Annotated in this window: 16 protein-coding genes; 11 read left to right on the top strand and 5 right to left on the bottom strand. The window is 59.0% G+C overall.

Annotated features, from left to right (window positions below):
• Positions 1-325: 325 nt before the first annotated feature.
• Entirely contained in the window at positions 326-925 is a 600-nt protein-coding gene (locus FHT28_RS10855) for a cation diffusion facilitator family transporter (RefSeq protein WP_168596236.1), read from the bottom strand.
• Positions 926-1,278: 353 nt separating this feature from the next.
• Here FHT28_RS10855 and FHT28_RS10850 point away from each other — a divergent pair, with 353 nt between their 5' ends.
• Genes FHT28_RS10850 through FHT28_RS10840 form a run of 3 tightly spaced genes read left to right on the top strand, consistent with a single transcriptional unit; the run spans position 1,279 to position 3,024 of the window.
• Entirely contained in the window at positions 1,279-1,668 is a 390-nt protein-coding gene (locus tag FHT28_RS10850; RefSeq protein ID WP_168596235.1) for a hypothetical protein, read from the top strand.
• A 22-nt stretch (positions 1,669-1,690) separates the two neighbouring features.
• Positions 1,691-2,482 carry a class I SAM-dependent methyltransferase gene (locus tag FHT28_RS10845; RefSeq protein ID WP_168596234.1) on the top strand — a complete coding sequence of 264 codons (792 nt, stop codon included), beginning with the start codon at positions 1,691-1,693 and terminating at the stop codon, positions 2,480-2,482.
• Positions 2,482-3,024, top strand: coding sequence for an AAA family ATPase (locus FHT28_RS10840; RefSeq protein WP_168596233.1), 543 nt, complete (start codon positions 2,482-2,484; stop codon positions 3,022-3,024). Before FHT28_RS10845 ends, FHT28_RS10840 begins: the two co-directional genes overlap by 1 nt.
• A 90-nt stretch (positions 3,025-3,114) precedes the next feature.
• Here the strand turns inward: FHT28_RS10840 and FHT28_RS10835 are convergent, their stop codons facing one another.
• Entirely contained in the window at positions 3,115-4,320 is a 1,206-nt protein-coding gene (locus tag FHT28_RS10835) for an MFS transporter (protein ID WP_168596232.1), read from the bottom strand.
• Positions 4,321-4,732: 412 nt separating this feature from the next.
• Here FHT28_RS10835 and FHT28_RS10830 point away from each other — a divergent pair, with 412 nt between their 5' ends.
• The 6 genes from FHT28_RS10830 to FHT28_RS10805 all read left to right on the top strand — a co-directional run bounded on the left by FHT28_RS10830 (position 4,733) and on the right by FHT28_RS10805 (position 10,544).
• Entirely contained in the window at positions 4,733-6,292 is a 1,560-nt protein-coding gene (locus tag FHT28_RS10830) for a B12-binding domain-containing radical SAM protein (RefSeq protein WP_047558781.1), read from the top strand.
• Positions 6,293-6,759: 467 nt separating this feature from the next.
• The gene (locus tag FHT28_RS10825; RefSeq protein WP_037193322.1) at positions 6,760-7,002 is read left to right on the top strand and encodes a DUF1127 domain-containing protein; all 243 of its coding nucleotides are present in this window, start codon (positions 6,760-6,762) and stop codon (positions 7,000-7,002) included.
• 209 nt (positions 7,003-7,211) lie between these two features.
• A complete protein-coding gene (locus FHT28_RS10820) occupies positions 7,212-7,886 on the top strand; it encodes a response regulator transcription factor (RefSeq protein ID WP_037192883.1) in 675 nt (224 codons plus the stop codon).
• The gene (locus FHT28_RS10815; RefSeq protein ID WP_168596231.1) at positions 7,883-9,238 is read left to right on the top strand and encodes a HAMP domain-containing sensor histidine kinase; all 1,356 of its coding nucleotides are present in this window, start codon (positions 7,883-7,885) and stop codon (positions 9,236-9,238) included. The genes FHT28_RS10820 and FHT28_RS10815 overlap by 4 nt, the downstream gene beginning before the upstream one ends.
• Before the next feature lie 98 nt (positions 9,239-9,336).
• On the top strand, positions 9,337-9,927 hold the full coding sequence (locus tag FHT28_RS10810; protein WP_168596230.1) for a methyltransferase domain-containing protein: 591 nt from the start codon (positions 9,337-9,339) through the stop codon (positions 9,925-9,927).
• Between the two features lie 77 nt (positions 9,928-10,004).
• The gene (locus FHT28_RS10805) at positions 10,005-10,544 is read left to right on the top strand and encodes a VTT domain-containing protein (protein ID WP_246704841.1); all 540 of its coding nucleotides are present in this window, start codon (positions 10,005-10,007) and stop codon (positions 10,542-10,544) included.
• A gap of 73 nt (positions 10,545-10,617) precedes the next feature.
• Here the strand turns inward: FHT28_RS10805 and FHT28_RS10800 are convergent, their stop codons facing one another.
• Positions 10,618-11,649, bottom strand: coding sequence for a class I SAM-dependent methyltransferase (locus tag FHT28_RS10800; RefSeq protein ID WP_113108835.1), 1,032 nt, complete (start codon positions 11,647-11,649; stop codon positions 10,618-10,620).
• A gap of 204 nt (positions 11,650-11,853) precedes the next feature.
• Here FHT28_RS10800 and FHT28_RS10795 point away from each other — a divergent pair, with 204 nt between their 5' ends.
• The gene (locus FHT28_RS10795; protein ID WP_245297465.1) at positions 11,854-13,842 is read left to right on the top strand and encodes a bifunctional diguanylate cyclase/phosphodiesterase; all 1,989 of its coding nucleotides are present in this window, start codon (positions 11,854-11,856) and stop codon (positions 13,840-13,842) included.
• A 40-nt stretch (positions 13,843-13,882) separates the two neighbouring features.
• Positions 13,883-14,269, top strand: a complete 387-nt coding sequence (locus FHT28_RS10790) for an ester cyclase (protein ID WP_037192875.1) — start codon at positions 13,883-13,885, stop codon at positions 14,267-14,269.
• On the opposite strand, the gene FHT28_RS10785 is transcribed toward FHT28_RS10790, so the two are convergent.
• Together FHT28_RS10785 and FHT28_RS10780 are read right to left on the bottom strand one after the other, a co-directional pair.
• Positions 14,264-15,478, bottom strand: coding sequence for an MFS transporter (locus FHT28_RS10785; RefSeq protein WP_168596228.1), 1,215 nt, complete (start codon positions 15,476-15,478; stop codon positions 14,264-14,266). The two genes, FHT28_RS10790 and FHT28_RS10785, sit on opposite strands and share 6 nt — an antisense overlap.
• 122 nt (positions 15,479-15,600) lie before the next feature.
• Positions 15,601-17,928, bottom strand: a complete 2,328-nt coding sequence (locus tag FHT28_RS10780; RefSeq protein WP_168596227.1) for a cation:proton antiporter — start codon at positions 17,926-17,928, stop codon at positions 15,601-15,603.
• Positions 17,929-17,982: the final 54 nt, after the last annotated feature.

Raw genomic sequence — 17,982 nt, 5'->3', positions numbered from 1 at the left:
AGGGACACAGTCAAAAGACCCGTCTCATGTCCCCCACGATGACATTCCGCAGGACCTTCCAGCCGGCTCGCGGCGGAAAGTCGCGCCAGTGGGTGCTCTCCGGATTTCCTCCCCCGGGAGAGCACGCACCTGATGCATTTGCGAGTGTTGGCTAAAAATTGAAAATTGCAATGCCTGCAACCACAGTCGCTTATGGAAAACTGTGCGTAAGGCATCAGGAAACGCGCGGAATTGTGTAGCAAATGCCGTCAACCCGCTCAGCGACTATGAGATTGCCGGGATCGCGCCTGGAGCGGTCATCTGCACGTTTTACGCATACGCCCCATTATGGGACCAGGTCGGCGGCTTTCTGTTCTTCCCGCGCAGCTTCCCAGACTTCACGGGCGGCATCAGCGTTCATGATTGCAATGCCGATCCCGACAACGACGTCAGGCCACACCGACAATGTATAGGCTGTGACAAGGCCTGTAAGGATGATTGCGACATTGGCGAAAGCGTCATTGCGGGCGGATAGAAAAGCTGCTCGCGTGAGGCTTCCACTATGGCTGCGAAATCGTGCCAGCATGAAGGCGCATGACAGATTGACGAGCAGCGCCCCGCCGCCTGTCATCGACAAGGCGAACGGCTCAGGCGGCACCGGCGTATTGAACTTGTTCCACAGCGCCCACACCATCGCGAGGGCTGGAATAAGAAGGATACCGGCAAGCGCCATGCCGACCTTAGCCCGAGCTTTGAGGGACCAGCCCATTGCAAGAACAATCAGCAGATTGACCGAAGCGTCTTCGAGAAAATCGACGCTATCAGCAAACAATGACACCGACCCAATTTTGAGTGCGACGGCGAACTCTACCCCGAAATATCCGAGGTTAAGAAGAGCAACGATAAGGACGGTGCGTCGGAGTCCGGTGTCAAAGGTTTCGGTCATAGGGCTCCCTGCCAACCAGATCGTTCTTTGTGGCGATTTGCTGTCGGACATACGAGGCCGAATTTGGAGAAGCTAACCCAAGTGCATCACGCCGCCGTTTAGGGTAGGGGGTCAAAGCTCCTCTTGCAACTTTGCCATGAATACCTCAGCTATGCTTTTATACCCGAGGCATTTTCCCGGCTGATCGTTGAGATGGCGGGCAAGGTGTGCAGGGTCGGGATAGCATCGAACGGCAACATTCGCTCAAATTGCAAAATGTCGGGCTTTCGGCGAGCCCCGATTTTGGGCTTATTCAACAATATCCGCCAATAGCGGATCGTTTCAGCATGGCGAACCAAAAGGAGTCAGCTGCAATGAAGTGCCTGCGCATCTATGCCACCCCGGATGGCGCGTCGCATTTCGACGAAGTCGAATTGCCGACGACGACGAGGTCGGTGCACCGCGTTGCCGTGCCGTTCGAGGTTTCGGCCAGTCGTCAGGCATCCCGCGTCCGTCTCACCCGCATCCCAGCGGGCATGGGCGAGGTTGCTTGGCACACGGTTCCAGATCCGGTGCTTACAGTCAGGCCGGATGGTTCGGTTGAATACGAGACGAGCGACGGAGAGGTGCGCCATGTTCGGGCAGGCAGCTTCGTATTGGTGGAGGACATACACGGCAAGGGCCGTCCGTCACGCTATTCCGCAAAGGCGCAAACTGTCATCTGGATCTCACCACCGAACGGCCTCCACCGGCGGCCATCATGAATTTCGGTTTGGAGGGATAGGGATGGCTGAAGAAGCAGCGTTGAATTTCGCAGATTTCTATGATGCCGAGCTTGCTCGCCACAACGCGCATTTTCGGGTCGCTGCCGCGGTTGGGGGGTCTGATAGTGTGCTCGATATCGGTTGCGGCGCCGGACAAACCACACGTGACGCCGCCCGCGCTGCTGAGACAGGACGAGCACACGGAATCGACCTGTCCGTCACGATGCTGGAGATTGCCCGCCGGCGCAGCGCCGAGGAGGGGTTACCCAATGCTACGTTCGAAGTGGCGGATGCACAGAACCATTTCTTCGCAGAAGGGGAATTCGACCTTTGCATCAGTCGATTTGGCGTCATGTTCTTCGCCGATCCGGCGGCGGCTTTCGCCAACATCGCCAACGCCGTACGACCGGGCGGGCGTTTCGTCTTCATGGTCTGGCAGGGCGGAGACCGCAATGAGTGGGCCACGGCTATACATGAGGCGCTTAACCCGAATTCAACTCGTCCGGTTGCGGCCAGCAAAGCCTTTTCGCTGAGCGAACCCTCCGTGACGTCGGGGCTGCTCGAAACGGCCGGGTTCACCGCCATCGAGTTTCGTGAAATCAACGAGCCTGTGTTCTACGGTCCGAATCCTGAAACCGCATTGGCGACTGTTCAGACATTTGAAAATGTCGAGAAGGCTCTCAATCGTCCCGTCGAGACGGCCGAAATACGGGCGCGGCTGCTCGATATGCTCGAGGCGCACCAGACGCCCCACGGAATTCAGTTCGATTCGCGCGCATGGCTGATCACCGGTTGCCGGAACGGCGGCAGGTAATGGGCATCAAAAACTATTTGATTGAAGGCGTTTCCGGCACCGGCAAAACCACGGTGGCTGAAGAACTGCAACGGCGCGGCTACCACGTCATCCACGGTGACCGGGAGTTATCCTATCTAGGCGATCCCGAGACTGGTGAACCCCTGGATGGGCTTGCCCACGACACCGTGACGGACAGTGCCAGATGGGGGCACGAGCACCATATTTGGGATGTAGGCAAGGTCAAATCCATGATCGCTGATCAACGCAACGCGATCTCCTTTTTCTGCGGCGGCTCTAGAAATTTCACCCGCTTTATCGATTTGTTTGATGGGGTCTTCGTCCTCGAGGTCGATCTCGACACCTTGAATCGGCGGCTTGTCCAAAGACCAGAAGACGAGTTTGGCGGAAAACCGGGCGAACGGGAGCTGATTGCGCGATTGCATGCAACGAAAGAGGATATTCCGGCGTGCGGTGTCGTAATCGACGCCACAGCGCCGCTCGACGTCGTTGTCGACGAGATTCTCTCGAAATGCGGAGAGGCGGACCAAGGGGCCTGCTAGGCTCGGCGGCGCGCAGGAAGGCGCTGGCCCGGCGCGCCGTTCCCGCGTGCATTATTGGTGATTTCCGCACAGCGTGAATGTCGGCCTATATCATGCCGTTTGCATCCGCAGGCGTTGCATGGGCGGGAAGGCAAGGGCAATGGCCGCCGCGCCCAGTCCCACCATGGACGAGCCGATGAAGAGCCAGGAATAGTTGGCGAACGTATCGAATATCCAGCCGCCGATCAGCGGCCCCGCGGCCATGCCGATGCTCGATAACATCGAGGCGGCGCCGAAGACCGTTCCAATGACACGCTGCCCGAAATATTCCCGCGCCAGCACCGCATAAAGCGGCATGACGCCGCCATAGGCGCTGCCGAAGATCACCGCCAGCGCATAGAACTGGCCGAGTTCGCTGACCAGAAGGTAGGTGGCGAGTGCTGCCGCCTGCACCAGAAGGCCGGCGACCAGAACCGGCTTGACGCCCAGCCGGTCGGCGAGCGTGCCGTAAAGGAGGCGGCCACCGAGACCCGCCAGCCCTTCGACGCTGTAGATGCTGACGGCGGCCATCGGCGTCACGCCGCAGATCGTCGCATAGCTGACCATGTGGAAGATCGGGCCGGAGTGAGCCGCGCAACAGGCAAAGAAGGTTGCCCCAAGGACGATGAACTGCGGCGAGCGGAAGATCCGGCCGAGCGGCAGGCTTTTTTCCTCCGTCGGTCCTTCCTCGGAGGCGGCGCCGGCGTCTGCAGGGACAGGTGCGCTTTGCACCAGCAGCGCGGCCGGTATCAGCAGCGCCCATGCCATGATGCCGATCACCATCATGGCAAAGCGCCAGTCATAGCCCGAAATGAGATAGCGGGCGAAGGGCGATACGGTCATCGGCGCGACGCCCATGCCGGCAGACACCAGCGATACGGCGAGGCCTCTGCCCTCCTCGAACCACGCGGTCGTTGCTGCCATCATGGGGGCGAAAAAGGCGCTGGCGGCAAGACCGACCAGAATGCCGTAGGTCAGCTGGAACTGAAGAAGCGAGCCGGCTCTGCTTGCCAATACGAGCGCAAGCCCGAGCAGCAGCGCCCCGACGAGGACGACGATCCGCACCCCGAAGCGATCGCTTGCGGCACCCCAGGCAAAGGCACCCAACCCCATGACAAGGAAATTCAGCGTCATCGCAGCGGCGATACCGGCATGCGACCAGCCTGTGTCGGCGGCGATCGGCACCTGAAAGATCGCCAAGGAAAACATCGCGCCGAGTGCGACGCAGCTCATCAGTGCACCGGCGCCGACGATCACCCAACGATAGGAGGAATTCATCTCTCGCAACTCCTTCAGCTCGACCCGCGACGTCAAGGATCTCACATTTATCCCTCGCGTCACCTTTGGAATAAAGACGGTCGAGCATTGGTGATTTCGACATCGCCGTGCTGGAATTCTTTCAATTGGCGAGCGGAGTGGGATTTGGAGGGTTCAGGCGAGGAGCGCGCAGTGACGAAATCCCTTAAAATATGCCGATCCTCGGACCAATGGCAGCCAAAAATCGCGGCCCGTCGCCGTTGGCATGTCGCTGAGAAATTAATCCTGAGCTCATATAGGACTGCTAATATTACCGTCTTAATGCCGAAAGAACCTGCTTTCCACGCCCAAGGCAACCGAAGGCAGCTGCGAATGACATACGGCCCTAGTGCATACCGAACCGGATCTTCAAAATCGTGGAGCGGACCATTCAATGGCTCATATCGTCATCATCAATCCGCGTTTCGAAACCTCTTATTGGGGCATGGAACACGCTCTGCCGCTGTTTGATGTGAAGGCTAACCTTCCGGTGGCCTGCCTGCCTCTCTTGGCAGCACTGACGCCTGCGGAGCATACCATCACCTTGGTGGACGAGAATATCGAACCGATCGACTACGGCCTGTGCGAGAGGGCTGATATCGTCGCGCTGACAGGGATGATCGTCCAGCGTTTCCGCATGACGGAGATCCTCACCGAGCTTAAACGACGCAATTGCTTCACCGTCGTCGGCGGGCCTTGGGTTACGGTCAAGGAGGACTATTTCGGCAATCTCGTCGATGTCTCCTTCATCGGCGAGGCGGAGGAGACCTGGCCGAGATTCCTGCTCGAATGGCAGCAAGGCTCTCATGCGCGACGCTACGAACAGACCGACAAGACGGATATGAGCACGGTGCCGGTGCCGCGCTTCGATTTGCTGAAAATGGATGAATATGCCGTCGGCAGCATCCAGTTCTCGCGCGGCTGTCCCTTTACCTGCGATTTCTGCGACATCATCGTCGTTTTCGGGCGTAAGCCACGTATCAAGACCAGCGCCCAGGTCATCGCCGAAATGGAGGCTTTGCTGGCGTCCGGCATGGATACGGCCTTTATCGTCGACGACAATCTGATCGGCAACAAGAAGGCGATCAAGGAGGTTTTACGTGATGTCGTCGCCTGGCAAGAGCGACATCACTATCCGATGACGTTTCTGACCGAAGCGTCGATCGATCTGGCCGATGACGCCGAGCTGATGCAGCTGATGGTCGACGCCAATATCCGGGTGGTCTTCATCGGCGTCGAGACGCCGAACGAGGAGGCATTGCGCGAAACCAAGAAGCTGCAGAACCTGCGCAAGGGCGGAACGATGCTGGACAAGATCCACGCCGTCCAGCAGACAGGCATGGAAGTCTGGTGCGGCATGATCCTCGGCTTCGACAGTGACGATGCGACGATTTTCGATGCGCAGCGCGTCTTCATCAAAGATGCGCGCATCGTCAACGCCATGATCGGCATGCTCGCCGCTATTCCGAAGACGCCGCTCTACGCGCGCCTTGCCAAGGAGGGGCGGCTCGATCACGACGATCCGCCTGCCTTCGGCACGAATGTCATTCCCCTCAATCTCTCCCGCGAAACGCTGCGGGATGGATATCTGTCCGTCTTGAGCGACCTGCATGAGCCGGGCGCCTATTTCGACCGCCTGGATGCGCTCTACATCGATGCCCGCATCGAGCCGGAAAGTACCCGCTTACGTCATCTGCGTCGTCATCCGCTGCGCCTGCTTGCTCTCAACGCAACATGGGCGCTGGAGGCAATCGGCATCTTCATCAGATTGATGCGGCGGGTGAAGGAGGCGGACCTGCGCGCCACTTACCGGCGGCGGCTTCTCAAGCTGCTGTGGCATCGCCGCTCTCCGGTGATCCTGCAGATCTATGCGATCAAGTGCGCGATGCATTACCATGCTCATATCATGGTTCAGCAGATGCGCACCGGCGGCGGTATCGTCAATTCGTTCTAGCGGAACCTGGAGATCGAAGATTCCTGATCTGAAGACTGCCATCGCTTCATGATCTCCAGTTACATTAATTAGCCGACTAAATAATTAGCGCTCTGTCTGTTGCATCGATGCAACAGACAGAGCCGGATGCCTGCAATTCGAAATTGTGGGGTTGCCGATTTGAACATCTTGCGTATGCTACACTTATCCGCAAATCAAACAGAGGAGGCGTCAAATGCATCATATGCGAATGTTTACTTACGTCTCTGGCGGATTGATCTCGATGGCCTCGGTGTGTGCAGCACCAATGGCACGACGATCACTTATTTAAAGCCGTAAAAAGCTTTATCTGCCGCCCCTTAGGCGTTTTCCCGTTAAACCGATGTGACTTGCTGACGGAATGGTTCGGCGCGTTTTCCGCGCGCCTGCTCCTCAAGCTGGTCGAGCTTCAAGAGGACCTGGCCGTACGATCGCGCCAGGAAAAGACAATGACGCAATCACAATTATTAGTTGCCGATAACTTAACGGCGACGGTCAACGAACTGTATCAGAAATTCGGCGCATGGAGAACCGCGCGTGCCTTGTTGCTTGTCGCCTGGAGGCAGAGGCAAACACGCATGCAGGTTGCGGAGCTTTCGAATTCCCAGCTTCGCGACATAGGCCTTCCCGAGCGAGAGGATAGTCTGGGCCATCCCAATTTCCTGCCGCTGCATCTGCGCCGCTTCGGTTAGACCTGAACCGCAGGCGAGGCCATGCCGAGAAGGTCATTGAATGAGACCGTGCATCGCGGCTTACCGAGAACCATGCGGGGGAGAGCTATCTGCACTTCCCCATATGGACCAGCTTTGCATCGCACCCGTTTGTGTCCGCCAAGTACCGGTCGCAATGTTCCTGCAATGCGCCTATGCAATTGCATTGATTTCTGCGCAGGGGTGGAGCATTGCGGATTCTGTTGCTTGAGGACGAGCCTGAAATGGCGTCGGCGCTGTGTGCTGCGTTGGGAGCCCGCGATGCCGTTGTCGATCATATGTCGACGCTGGGCGATGCGGAGGAGGCAGCAAGAAACATTCTTTACGATGTCGTCCTGCTCGACCGTCAGCTCCCGGATGGAGACGGCCTTTCGCTCATTCCCAAACTTCGTGCGAGCGGTATCAGTGCACCCGTGATCGTACTGACGGCACGCGGCCAGCTCGACGACCGCATCGACGGCCTCGATATTGGCGCTGACGATTATCTCGTCAAGCCTTTCGCGATTGAAGAACTCCTGGCACGCTTGCGTGCGATTATGCGCCGACCCGGTGACATCCGGGCCGACGTGGTGAGCCTCGGCCGGATGTCCTACGATTTCGGATGCCATGAAGCGCAGGTCGATGGCCGCCGGCTCGAATTGCCGCGCCGGGAACTGCTTGTGTTCGAGGCGCTGGCACGCCGCATCGGCCGCACGGTTCCGCGGCATATGCTCGAAGAGGCCGTTTATGGTTTCATCGATGATATCCAGTCCAACACGCTCGATGCGCATATTTCCCGTCTGCGTCGAAAGCTCGCCGCCGTTGGCGCCGGCCTTGAGATCCATCCCGTTCGAGGCATCGGCTATCTCATGAAGCAGACGTCATGAGCCTCCGTCAGCCTTCATTGCGATGGCAGCTGGTTTGGCGCCTTTCCTCGCTTCAGGCGGTCTTTTTGACCGTGCTTGCGATCCTCATCGTTGCCGCGCTCTGGGTGACCGGAAGCTTTGTCTCGCTCCAGCCGGAAGACGAGACAATCGACGCAATCGCACAGTCCATTGCACGAGGAGAGAACGGCGCTTTAACGCTCAGCCAGACATCGGCGCTGGCCGCGCGACGCGCCGAACTGCCGGGTCTCTGGTTCGTCGTAAGGGATCGCAGCGGTGCGACGATCGCCGCCGGTGTCGTACCGCAGGCCTATGCGAGCATCGGCGGTGCGCTTGATGGCATCGGCCAGGCGCGCTTCGGCAGCAATCTTGGAGGAAACCTCGTGCCCGCCGCCCGGCTCCAATGGGTGCACTCTCCGGTCGGCGAGGTGCAAATCCTGACAGGCGTCGATGGCAGCGTGTCGACGTCCCGCGTTATTGCAGCGGCCAGCATCGTGTTTTTCAGCGCTCTCCTGCCGCTGCTCGTCGTCACCGCGATCGCCACTCTCGTCGCGGCGCCGCTCGTGGTTCGTCGGGCATTCTCCTCGCTCGACAGTGCCGTGGCACGTGCGGAGGAAATCGATATCAATCGTCAGGGGACGCGCCTGCCGGACGAAGATGTTCCAAGAGAGATTTTACCGCTCGTCGGCGCCGTCAACGATGCGCTTGCCCGGCTGGACGAAGGCTATGAACGGCAGAAGCGCCTCTTTGCCCATCTTGCCCATGAGTGGCGCACTCCCCTTGCAATCCTGCAGGCGCGGTTGGACGGTCTGCCGCCAAGCCCGCTGAAGGAGCGCCTCTTCGAGGATACGGTCCGGCTTGCGACGCTTGCCGAACAGTTTCTCGATCTACAGCGTCTCAATTATCGGTTCGAGCCGACTTCGATCAACCTCGTGGATGTCGCGCGGCACGTCGTCTCCGAACTGGCGCCGCTTGCCATTGCCGCCAATTACGAACCTTGCTTCCAGGCAGACGAAGATGCGGTCGAAATATTCGGCGATCGCGTGGCGCTCGAACGCGCCGTCACTAACCTTGTGCAGAATGCGATCCACCACGGGGGCCGGCGCGGCGGCATAACGGTGCATGTCGGCCGCGCGACCGGCATCACCGTGACCGACGAAGGCCGGGGTGTTCCGGCGGATGAACGGTGCCGCATCTTCGAGCCGTTTCATCGCCTGGAGAGTCGCGGCAAGGGGTTTGGCCTCGGTCTCAATCTCGTTCAGGAAATCGCCCTGCTGCACGGGGGAGAGGTCTACGTCATGGAAGGTCCCAGAGGCGGCGCAGTCTTCAGGCTGAGTTTCCCCTTGGCCGAATAGGGCAGGGTGCCAGGTTCTCGGTGCAATGTTCTTGCAATCGGATGCGCCTAGACGGTGTTCGGAAAGGCCGAATCTCTCGGTCACGCAGACGGAATCTCATGTCCAATACATCGCTGTTCCTACGAACGCTGTTATCCAACCCGCGGATGGTCGGCGCCATGCTACCGTCGGGCGCGATGCTGGCGGATCTCATCACGAATGAGGTGGATCCCTCCGATGGCCCCGTTCTCGAACTCGGACCCGGGACCGGCGTCTTTACGGAGGCCCTGCTCGCTCGCGGCGTACATCAGAAGGACCTGACGCTGGTGGAGTTCGCCTCCGACTTTGCCGGCATGCTTCGAGTGCGGTTCCCCGAAGCTCACGTTCTCTGCGCGAATGCGGCAAGGCTCGACGCGTACAACTTGCCCGAGGACGTGTCGTTCGGATGCGCAATCAGCGGACTGCCGCTCTTGAACATGTCGCCAAAAGCGGTCGTCGCAATTCTGACTGGCGTCTTGTCCCGATTACGCGAAGGCGGCGCTCTGTATCAGTTTACCTACGGGGTTCGCTGTCCTGTTTCGTACCGGTTGCTCGACCGGTTCGGTTTCAAGGCAACGCTGCATGGCCAGGTCTTGCGCAACTTTCCGCCCGCCAGGGTCTATAAAATCATCAGGCGCAGGCCGCCAAGACTATCGGCGGCTCTAAGATGAATGACCCATCCCAACTCTTCAATTTCATGCCCGCTCTGGCCGGGTGGGGGCTGCTTGGTCTCGCGCTATGTTCAACGATGGAAAAGCTCGTGCCTATCATACCGTCCGGCGGCATGTTCATCATGCTCGGAATATACGGCGTGCCTGCCTTGCCCATTTTGCCGTGGGCGATCGCCGCCACCGCAGCCGGATCAACCGCGGGTTCATTGTTCTGGTACGGGCTGGGACGATGGTTCGGGCCCGATCGCGGCGACGCTCTTGCTCTGCGCGCGGGGAGCCTTCTACGCGTCCGGAGCGAACGATACTGGCAGCTTAAGGATCGGTATCGTCGTCACCGATTCTGGCTGACCCTTGCCAGTCAGACTCTCCCCGCTGTCAGGGTCTATGCGGCATTTCCCGCCGGGGTTCTCGCCATGCCATCAACCGGCTTCATCATCGCGACCTTTATGGGCGCCGCTTTTTGGAATGGGCCGTTCTTGCTGTCGGGTTACCTGCTGCGCGAATACGGGTTCGATCGGGAAACAGCGATACTTGCGACACCAGCCGCAATTTTCCTGGCCCATCCCCTGCTATTCCTGGCATCTCGCCTGTGTCGACTAATCCACAAAGCGGCCTAGCCCACACATTGACTGAATGACTTGGAACCTTCGGCGCGCAAGCCTGGGGTTGTCATTCAAAGAATCGGGCGTTCTACACGGTCAGAACCGCGTAGATGACGCCGCCGTTTTCGCCGCGCGTGACGGAACTATCGGCAAGCGGGTGCTTGAGCTTGTCGATGATCGCCAAGATGTCTCTTTCGGTTCGCCATATCAGCGGCCAGTTCATGAAGGTTTCCATATAACCTTCAACGCCGATGTCTTTTGCGAAGTTCGCGAGAAGAAACTTGCCGCCGGGTTTCAGCATCTGCAAGCAGCGTTCCGTCAGCTTCACGGCAACGTTTTCCGCCAGATAGTCGTAGAGCCCGGCCGCGTAGATGAAGTCGAATGTTCCGAGCTTCTGCGCCCGGCCGAGGATCGTGCGAACGGAGCCGTTGATCGCCTCGACACGGCTTCCGTGGTAGTTCGAGCTGACGGTCCCGACGCTGATGGGATCCTGATCGAGCGCGACCCAGCGCTTGAGCCTCTCGCTCCGCAGGGCATGGGAAAGCTCTGCCTCGCGAAGGTGCCCGGCGGCGATTGCCAGGACTTCCGCATCGCTGTTTGCGGCAGCCAGCTCATCGACATGAGCCGCAAGAATGTCACGTCTCTCGCGCACGGCCACCGCGGATGCCGCTCTCCGGGTGAAATCGTAAACTTCGGCGCCGAGCGCCGATGCTTCCTTCACCTGTGCGGCAACGGTCGGGTGCTCGTAGATGAAATCCAGCAGATAGGCGTCGCCGCTGTAACCTCGCGGCTTCTCGAAGGACCATCGCGTCAGGGGATCCTGGAGCAAAAATGACGTGACGGGGTGTGTCTGCGCAAGGGACGCAAGGCGTTCCCAGACTACAGGCGTCGACTTGTTCCTCAGTGCCTGCAGCCGCTCCGTCAAGGTTTTCATGATGCCTTGAACGGGAGAATTGGCCTCGAATGCCTGCTGTGTCAGGGACAGAATAAGGGCGAGTTCGGCTTCGCCCTCTTTGAGTTGTTCGGTTGTAAGATTGTTAACCGATGATCTCGTGTGTTCCGAGATGGACTGCGTGGTAACAAGGCTATAGCCGTCGAGAGCAGTTTGAAATTGTTTCAATTTTAAATGATTCCGTGAAGACTATGCAAACCATATCGCACATAAAATTTGAGCGCTATGGTTTTGTTAATTTCGCTGGGTCAACGCTGTCGCTACCAAACGGACTAGATTGGCTGCCAGTCGTGGCGGCCGATTCGTTCCGTCGCGAGACGCAAAGGTCAAGCGGTAGACATGAGGTCTTGGCTAACTCGGGTGATGATGAGCATGCGTCGATTGTGGGGAGGAGGCGATTTTGAGCAGGGAGACGCCCGCCGGTCGAGTCCCCCCACCGGACTTCGCGCGCTCTACAAGGATTACAGCAACGAGGCGCGTCGCGCATTGGCGCGCAGCGGCCTGTGGCTTGCCGTGCCCGTTTATCTTCTTTTCGTGGTCACGGATCTGATCTTTATTCCCGACGTCTCGCACGTGACCATTCCGGCCCGATTCTTCATCGGCGGCGTCTCGCTCCTGGTTCTGGAAATCCAGTTTTCGCTTCAACGTCGAGCGGGAGAGCTGGAGGCGACCTGTGCCGCCGCCGTGGTTTTCGGCTGCATCGTGTGGCTCGTGCCTGCGCTAGGCACCTTCCACGCCGAAGCGTTCTCCTATTATGCCGCGTATGGCGCGATTTTCATGATGGGCGTCAATCTGTTCTTCAGTCTCGAATTCGGCCTTGCGATAGCGTCGTCGGGTCTGATCTTTGTCAGCTTTCTGTTGTCGCTGATCGTCTTTCACTACAGCCCCGCTTACTGCCTGGCTTTCACCACCTTTTACCTTTGCTGCTTCGTTTTCACATCCTATGTGAATTGGAAGTTGAACAAGGAGCGCTTCAACGTCTTCCTCAATGCGAGGGAGGCCGAATTGCAGCAGCGCCAGGCCACCGAGCGCGGTGAAGCCCTTCTGCGCCTGTCCATTACTGATTCCCTCACCGGCATGGAAAACCGAAGGGCCGCCGATATCCGGCTGAAGCAATTTTGGGACCGCTGGCGCGAGGAGAGGGCTGGATTTGCCGTTCTGCTCGTCGACGTCGATTTCTTCAAGAAGTACAATGATTATTATGGTCACCAGGAGGGCGATCATTGCCTGGTCACCGTTGCCAATGCATTGGCGGACATTGTTGCCCCCTTGGGCGCGACCGTCGGGCGATATGGGGGTGAAGAATTTATCGTTATCCTCGATGTGGAGCATGGTGCTGATGCATTGGGCTTGGCGGAAGCCATTTGTCGGGGGATCGAAGCCCTCGACATAGTCCATGCCCAGCGGCTCGACGGTTTTCCGCATGTAACGGTGAGCGTGGGGGCGACTGTCACGAGAGAAATCGCCAGCGCAAAGCTTGAAAACGTCATCAACGAAGCCGATCGGGCACTTTACTCTGCAAAGGCAAGCGGGCGGAACTGTGCCCGGCTGTTTGATCCGAACGAGCTTCCGGGTGGCGATGCCAGCGAAAATATCGCGGCCATACTGAAGATCGCCCTTCCGCAAAACCTCGTCTCCCTCGTCTATCAACCCATCCAGTATCTTGAGACCGGCGAGATAGGCGCTTACGAGGCCTTGATGCGCATGCAATTGCTCGATGGCTCGAGTTCTCCGCCCAGCGTCTTCATTCCCATAGCGGAGCGCACGGGAGCCATCATCGATTTGGGATATTGGGCGATCAGGACGGCATGCCGGGAGTTGCTGTCGCGTGATGTCGTCGAGACCGTGAGCATCAATGTTTCTCCGATCCAGCTGAGGGCCCCAACCTTTGCGGCGCAGGTTGCCGCCATTCTTGCCGAGACGGGCGTTTCGGGACACAGGGTTGCGTTCGAGATTACCGAAGGCGTCGATTTGGAGATACGTCCCGACGTTCTCAGCGGCATCCACGATCTCAAGAAGCTCGGCATCAAATTCTGGCTGGACGATTTCGGGACGGGATTTGCCGGGCTATCCTGGCTTCGCCTGATGGAATTCGAAACCGTCAAGATCGACAAATCGTTCCTCCACGATGCCGTAAACAGCACCAGTGCCAGGGTTCTTCTTGAGGATATCGTCGACTTGGTGCGAAATCGCGGACATAAGATCCTTATCGAAGGTGTCGAGGACGATGAACAGCTCGACCTCGTCAAATCCTTTGGTATCGATGCCGTTCAAGGATACCATATCGGGCGGCCGGCACCGCTGCTGAAGCATTCGATGGCCATGATCGCAGGCCGTCGTCGTCGGCAGCTATCCGCGTAAGTATCGATGCCGCGCCGCAGCGCCAGCGGAGGCAAGGATCATGACGAGCGCAGACCTATCTGACATTTACCGAGGCTATATTGATTGCCTGAACGAACAGGATTGGTCGAATTTGGGTCACTTCGTCCATGAGGACGTTGACTACAACGGCAGCCGCATCGGGTTGTCAGGTTATCGCGAGATGCTCAAGCGAGATTTTCGTGCCATTCCCGATCTTCATTTCGACATCCGCCTGCTGATTTGCGAACCGCCCTGGGTCGCCAGCCGTTTGCATTTCGATTGCACGCCGACGGAGATGCTGTTTGACCTGCCGGTGAACGGAAGGAAAGTGCAGTTTACCGAAAACGTCTTCTACGAGTTCCTGGACGGACGGATCCGTCAGGTTTGGTCGATCATAGACAAGGCTGCTATCGCCGCCCAGCTATAGGGCAATTGCGCTCTTGCGTTCAAGGCGAAGGGCTATGAATCCCGCGATGAAGGCGGCGACGCCGCTTGCGACGATAGGGCCGAAGTAACTGCCGGTACGATCGAAAATGAAGCCCGCGGCAGTGGGGCCGATCAAGGCTGCTATGCCCACCGCCGTATAGAGATATCCGAGGACCGCGCCGATACGACGCGTGCCGAACAGATCGGCTGCGACGGCCGGATACAGGCCGACGCAGCCGCCATAGCTCATGCCGAACGTTAATGCGAACAATGCCAGCTGGATCATGCCCGTTGCCGATGCCCATAGGGCAAACGACCCGGCGACTGCAAATGTCAGCGATGCCAGCAACCGTCGGCGACCGAGGCGATCCCCGAGGCCGGCCAGAAAAAAGCGTCCGATGACATTGCCGACGCCGATAAGGCCGACAAGGGCGGTTCCGTCCTGAATCGAAAGACCCATGTCCTGGGCGGCCGCGACGATATGGACGTAAGGGATGAAGGTGCAGAAGGAGGACAGAATAAGCACGATGTAGAAAAGACAAAATCTGCTGTCGCGCCATAGTGTGAGGGCATCTGCATGGCCGTCACGGACCGAGCGCCGGCTCGTATTGTCACGCCTTTTGCGGATAAACATTGCAGCCGGCAGGCCGAGACCGGCAAAGACACATGCGAGCGCGACGAAACATCCCCGCCAGCCGATCGATGGAAGGGCCTGGCCGACGGCAAAGGGCAGGATCAGCGTACCAAGCCCCAGACCGGCCGTGGCGATACCAGACGCCTGACTTCGTTTGCGGATAAACCAGGACTGCACAACCCCGAGGGCCGGAACATAGGACAGGCCGATCCCAAACCCGACGCCAAAGCCATACCAGATGTAAAGCGACAGAAGGGAGCCAGCGCGACTGGCCCCGATATAGCCGAGGATCATCGCCGCCAACCCCAGCACAACCAGGCTACGCGGTGACCGTCTGTCGGCAAGCGGCCCGGCAATCGCGCCCAGCGAATAGAACAGGAAAGCGGATATGGAAAAGACCAAGGCAGTCTCGCCGCGGGACGCGCTGAATTCGGCAGCAAGCCCTGGGAAGGTAGCGGAGAAGGAATAGGCCGCTCCGAAGGTCACGGCCGTCAGCACATGGGCGGCGGCGACCACCTTCCATCCCTCCCGCGTATCGGCCTCTTCATATTCACGCAAGACGGCAAGTTCGGACATCATCGATCTCGATAGAATTGTGCTGTCACCCAATATGGCTTACGGCACCGCGCGGGAGAAATGAATAGCATTGATGCCCTTCATTGATTCCCTTGATCTATCCCCGCATTCTGCGCACTTGCCTATTCACGGATTGCCTGCGAGGGGGCCACGTCGGTTTCGATGAAGATGCATGACCGGTCCGCCGTTTGCAGCAGCGTATCGGCAACGCTTCCGTAGGAAAGGCTGCCGCTTGCCCGTTTGCTCACCCCGAGCACGATCAAGTTATATTGTCCGCTGCGGGCGTGGCGCAGGATCGACAGCTCCGGCGACGGTCCCTCCTGGACGACCTTCTCGACTTTGACGCCATAGTGGTCCGCAATAGAGCCGACCTTCTTCAAGATATCCCAATGGTCGTCGGGATGATCACTGATGCGCGGGATGGCTCGGGCTTGCCTTGGTTCCACGATCAGCAGCAGCGCGCAATGAGCATTCGCCGCCTTCGCGATCGCGAGCCCGAATTCGGCCGCCCTGACGGAGCGTTCCGTGCCGCTGACCGGGAGCAGGATTCGCAGATCCTGAGGTCGTTCCGAAAGCAAGCCGCGCGCCGTCACGATGGCGGAGGTTCCCGCGAACGCCGATGTCATGACCTGCAGGGAAGCGCTAAATCGGCCATCCTCCCCCATGGACGGCTCGATGCCGGTGAATAGGAGATCATGGCCTGTGCTTGAGATATCGCCAAGCACTGTGTCGAGTTCGCCATCCTTCTCTCGAACCGTGACATGGATATCGCTTTCGGACGCCGTGTCCTTGTCCGTCGGTGCCGTCGAAATGAGATCGGTTGCGCATTTCCGCAGATCATCGGCAGAGGACTTGGCCTGCGAGGTTTTCGATACGGCGGCCGTCGCATCCCTTTCGCTCCTGTCGTCGTCTGCTTCCCGCACGTCGAGAACGGTGACCGGCATCTTGCGCGTCACCGCGAAGAAGGCGGCGAGCCACGTCGCCAGACGGCTGCTTTGCGAACCGTCGATCGTGAGAAGAATGCGTTCGAAATTAGCCAGGAAACTTTCGCTCTCGAACTGCTCTCGCTGCAATCGGTCGCGCTCTTCCTCGCGCAACGGCAGGCGTTTAAGCGCCCAGCGCAGCGTCGGCGGCATGGCCATGGTGGTGATGACGGCCATGGCGACGATGACGGAGAAGAGCTTTTCGTCGAGAACGCCTACGGATAGGCCTATGGTCGCGACGATCACTTCCGTCGACCCGCGCGCATTCATGCCGCAACCGAGTGCCAGGGCTTCCGCCGCCGAATAGCCTCCGATTTTCGCGGCGGCGAAAGCGCCTCCGAATTTGCCGATACTGGCGATGACAACGACGGCGGCCGTCAGCAGCAGGATAGAGGGATCGGCGAGCACGGTCAGATCGGTCTGCAAGCCCGTCAGCCCGAAGAAAACAGGCATGAAGAGCGCCGTCGTCAGCGCGCGCAGCTGAACATCGATCTGGCGCGTGAGGATCGGCGATTCGCCGATCAGAATACCGGCGACAAAGGCGCCGAGGACCGTGTGAACGCCGATGAGGTTGGTGATGATCGCCATCGCGCCCATGATCGCGATGATGGCGCTGAGCACCGGCAGGTCGCTACGAAAATGGTCGTTGGTCCAGCGGATGATCTCGAATACGACCCGCCTGCCGACCGTGAAGCTGACGGCCATGAAAGCCAGCGTGCCGATGACGCTGGTTGCGAGCGTCGCGAGATCGACGGTTCCCTTCACTGCCAGACCGAACGTCACCGCGATAATGACCCAGCCCACGGTATCGTCGATGATGGCGGAGGCGACGATGAGCTGGCCGACATTGCGACGCATGAAGCCCATCTCGCGAACGACCGTGGCGACGATCTTGACGGAGGAGATCGAAAGTGCCGTTCCGAGGAACAGGGATGTCACGAGCCTTTTCTGGGGATCGGGAAGCAAGGCGTCCGGAATGAGCTCGCCCAGCGCAAAGCCCGCCGCAAAGGGGATCACGATCCCCGTCAAGGAGACACCGGCTGCGGATTTGCGCAGGCGCCTGGCCAGACTTAGGTCGGTCTCCATGCCCGCAAGCAGCAGGAGAAAGAGGATGCCGAGCTGGCCGATTGCATCCGTCATGCTCTTCTGCGCGCCGTCCGAAGGAAAAAGGCTCGCCTGCAGATGCGGGAACGCCAGACCGAATAGGGAGGGACCCAGGATGATGCCCGCGATGATCTGACCCATGATCGACGGCTGGCCGATCCGAACCATCAATTCGCCGAGCAGGCGGCCTGAAACCACCAGGACGATGATCTGAACCAGAAACAGCCCTTCGGAAGGATGGGCCGCCTTCTGGCCCTCGGCTGCGAACGCGACCTGCGCAGTCGATAGCGACAGGATGGCGGTGGTGAGAATGACGAAGGCGATCGAGAGGGGTAGCTTTGGAAATTTCTGGCGTGACTGCATGGATTGATCCCGCTGAGCAGCAGGAAAAACGCGCCAGAGTGCTTGCCGTTCCCG

The organism is Rhizobium sp. SG570, assembly GCF_012275345.1.
GTDB classification, from domain to species: Bacteria; Pseudomonadota; Alphaproteobacteria; order Rhizobiales; family Rhizobiaceae; genus Rhizobium; species Rhizobium lusitanum.
Note: the sequence above shows the minus strand (reverse complement) of the source record. Positions and strands in the feature narration are given on the sequence as shown.

What these genes read in the sequence shown, in the direction of transcription:
- FHT28_RS10855 (WP_168596236.1), bottom strand. Translation starts at nt 925, where the DNA reads ATGACCGAAACCTTTGACACCGGACTCCGACGCACCGTCCTTATCGTT.
- FHT28_RS10850 (WP_168596235.1), top strand. Translation starts at nt 1,279, where the DNA reads ATGAAGTGCCTGCGCATCTATGCCACCCCGGATGGCGCGTCGCATTTC.
- FHT28_RS10845 (WP_168596234.1), top strand. Translation starts at nt 1,691, where the DNA reads ATGGCTGAAGAAGCAGCGTTGAATTTCGCAGATTTCTATGATGCCGAG.
- FHT28_RS10840 (WP_168596233.1), top strand. Translation starts at nt 2,482, where the DNA reads ATGGGCATCAAAAACTATTTGATTGAAGGCGTTTCCGGCACCGGCAAA.
- FHT28_RS10835 (WP_168596232.1), bottom strand. Translation starts at nt 4,320, where the DNA reads ATGAATTCCTCCTATCGTTGGGTGATCGTCGGCGCCGGTGCACTGATG.
- FHT28_RS10830 (WP_047558781.1), top strand. Translation starts at nt 4,733, where the DNA reads ATGGCTCATATCGTCATCATCAATCCGCGTTTCGAAACCTCTTATTGG.
- FHT28_RS10825 (WP_037193322.1), top strand. Translation starts at nt 6,760, where the DNA reads ATGACGCAATCACAATTATTAGTTGCCGATAACTTAACGGCGACGGTC.
- FHT28_RS10815 (WP_168596231.1), top strand. Translation starts at nt 7,883, where the DNA reads ATGAGCCTCCGTCAGCCTTCATTGCGATGGCAGCTGGTTTGGCGCCTT.
- FHT28_RS10810 (WP_168596230.1), top strand. Translation starts at nt 9,337, where the DNA reads ATGTCCAATACATCGCTGTTCCTACGAACGCTGTTATCCAACCCGCGG.
- FHT28_RS10805 (WP_246704841.1), top strand. Translation starts at nt 10,005, where the DNA reads ATGGAAAAGCTCGTGCCTATCATACCGTCCGGCGGCATGTTCATCATG.
- FHT28_RS10795 (WP_245297465.1), top strand. Translation starts at nt 11,854, where the DNA reads ATGCGTCGATTGTGGGGAGGAGGCGATTTTGAGCAGGGAGACGCCCGC.
- FHT28_RS10790 (WP_037192875.1), top strand. Translation starts at nt 13,883, where the DNA reads ATGACGAGCGCAGACCTATCTGACATTTACCGAGGCTATATTGATTGC.
- FHT28_RS10785 (WP_168596228.1), bottom strand. Translation starts at nt 15,478, where the DNA reads ATGTCCGAACTTGCCGTCTTGCGTGAATATGAAGAGGCCGATACGCGG.
- FHT28_RS10780 (WP_168596227.1), bottom strand. Translation starts at nt 17,928, where the DNA reads ATGCAGTCACGCCAGAAATTTCCAAAGCTACCCCTCTCGATCGCCTTC.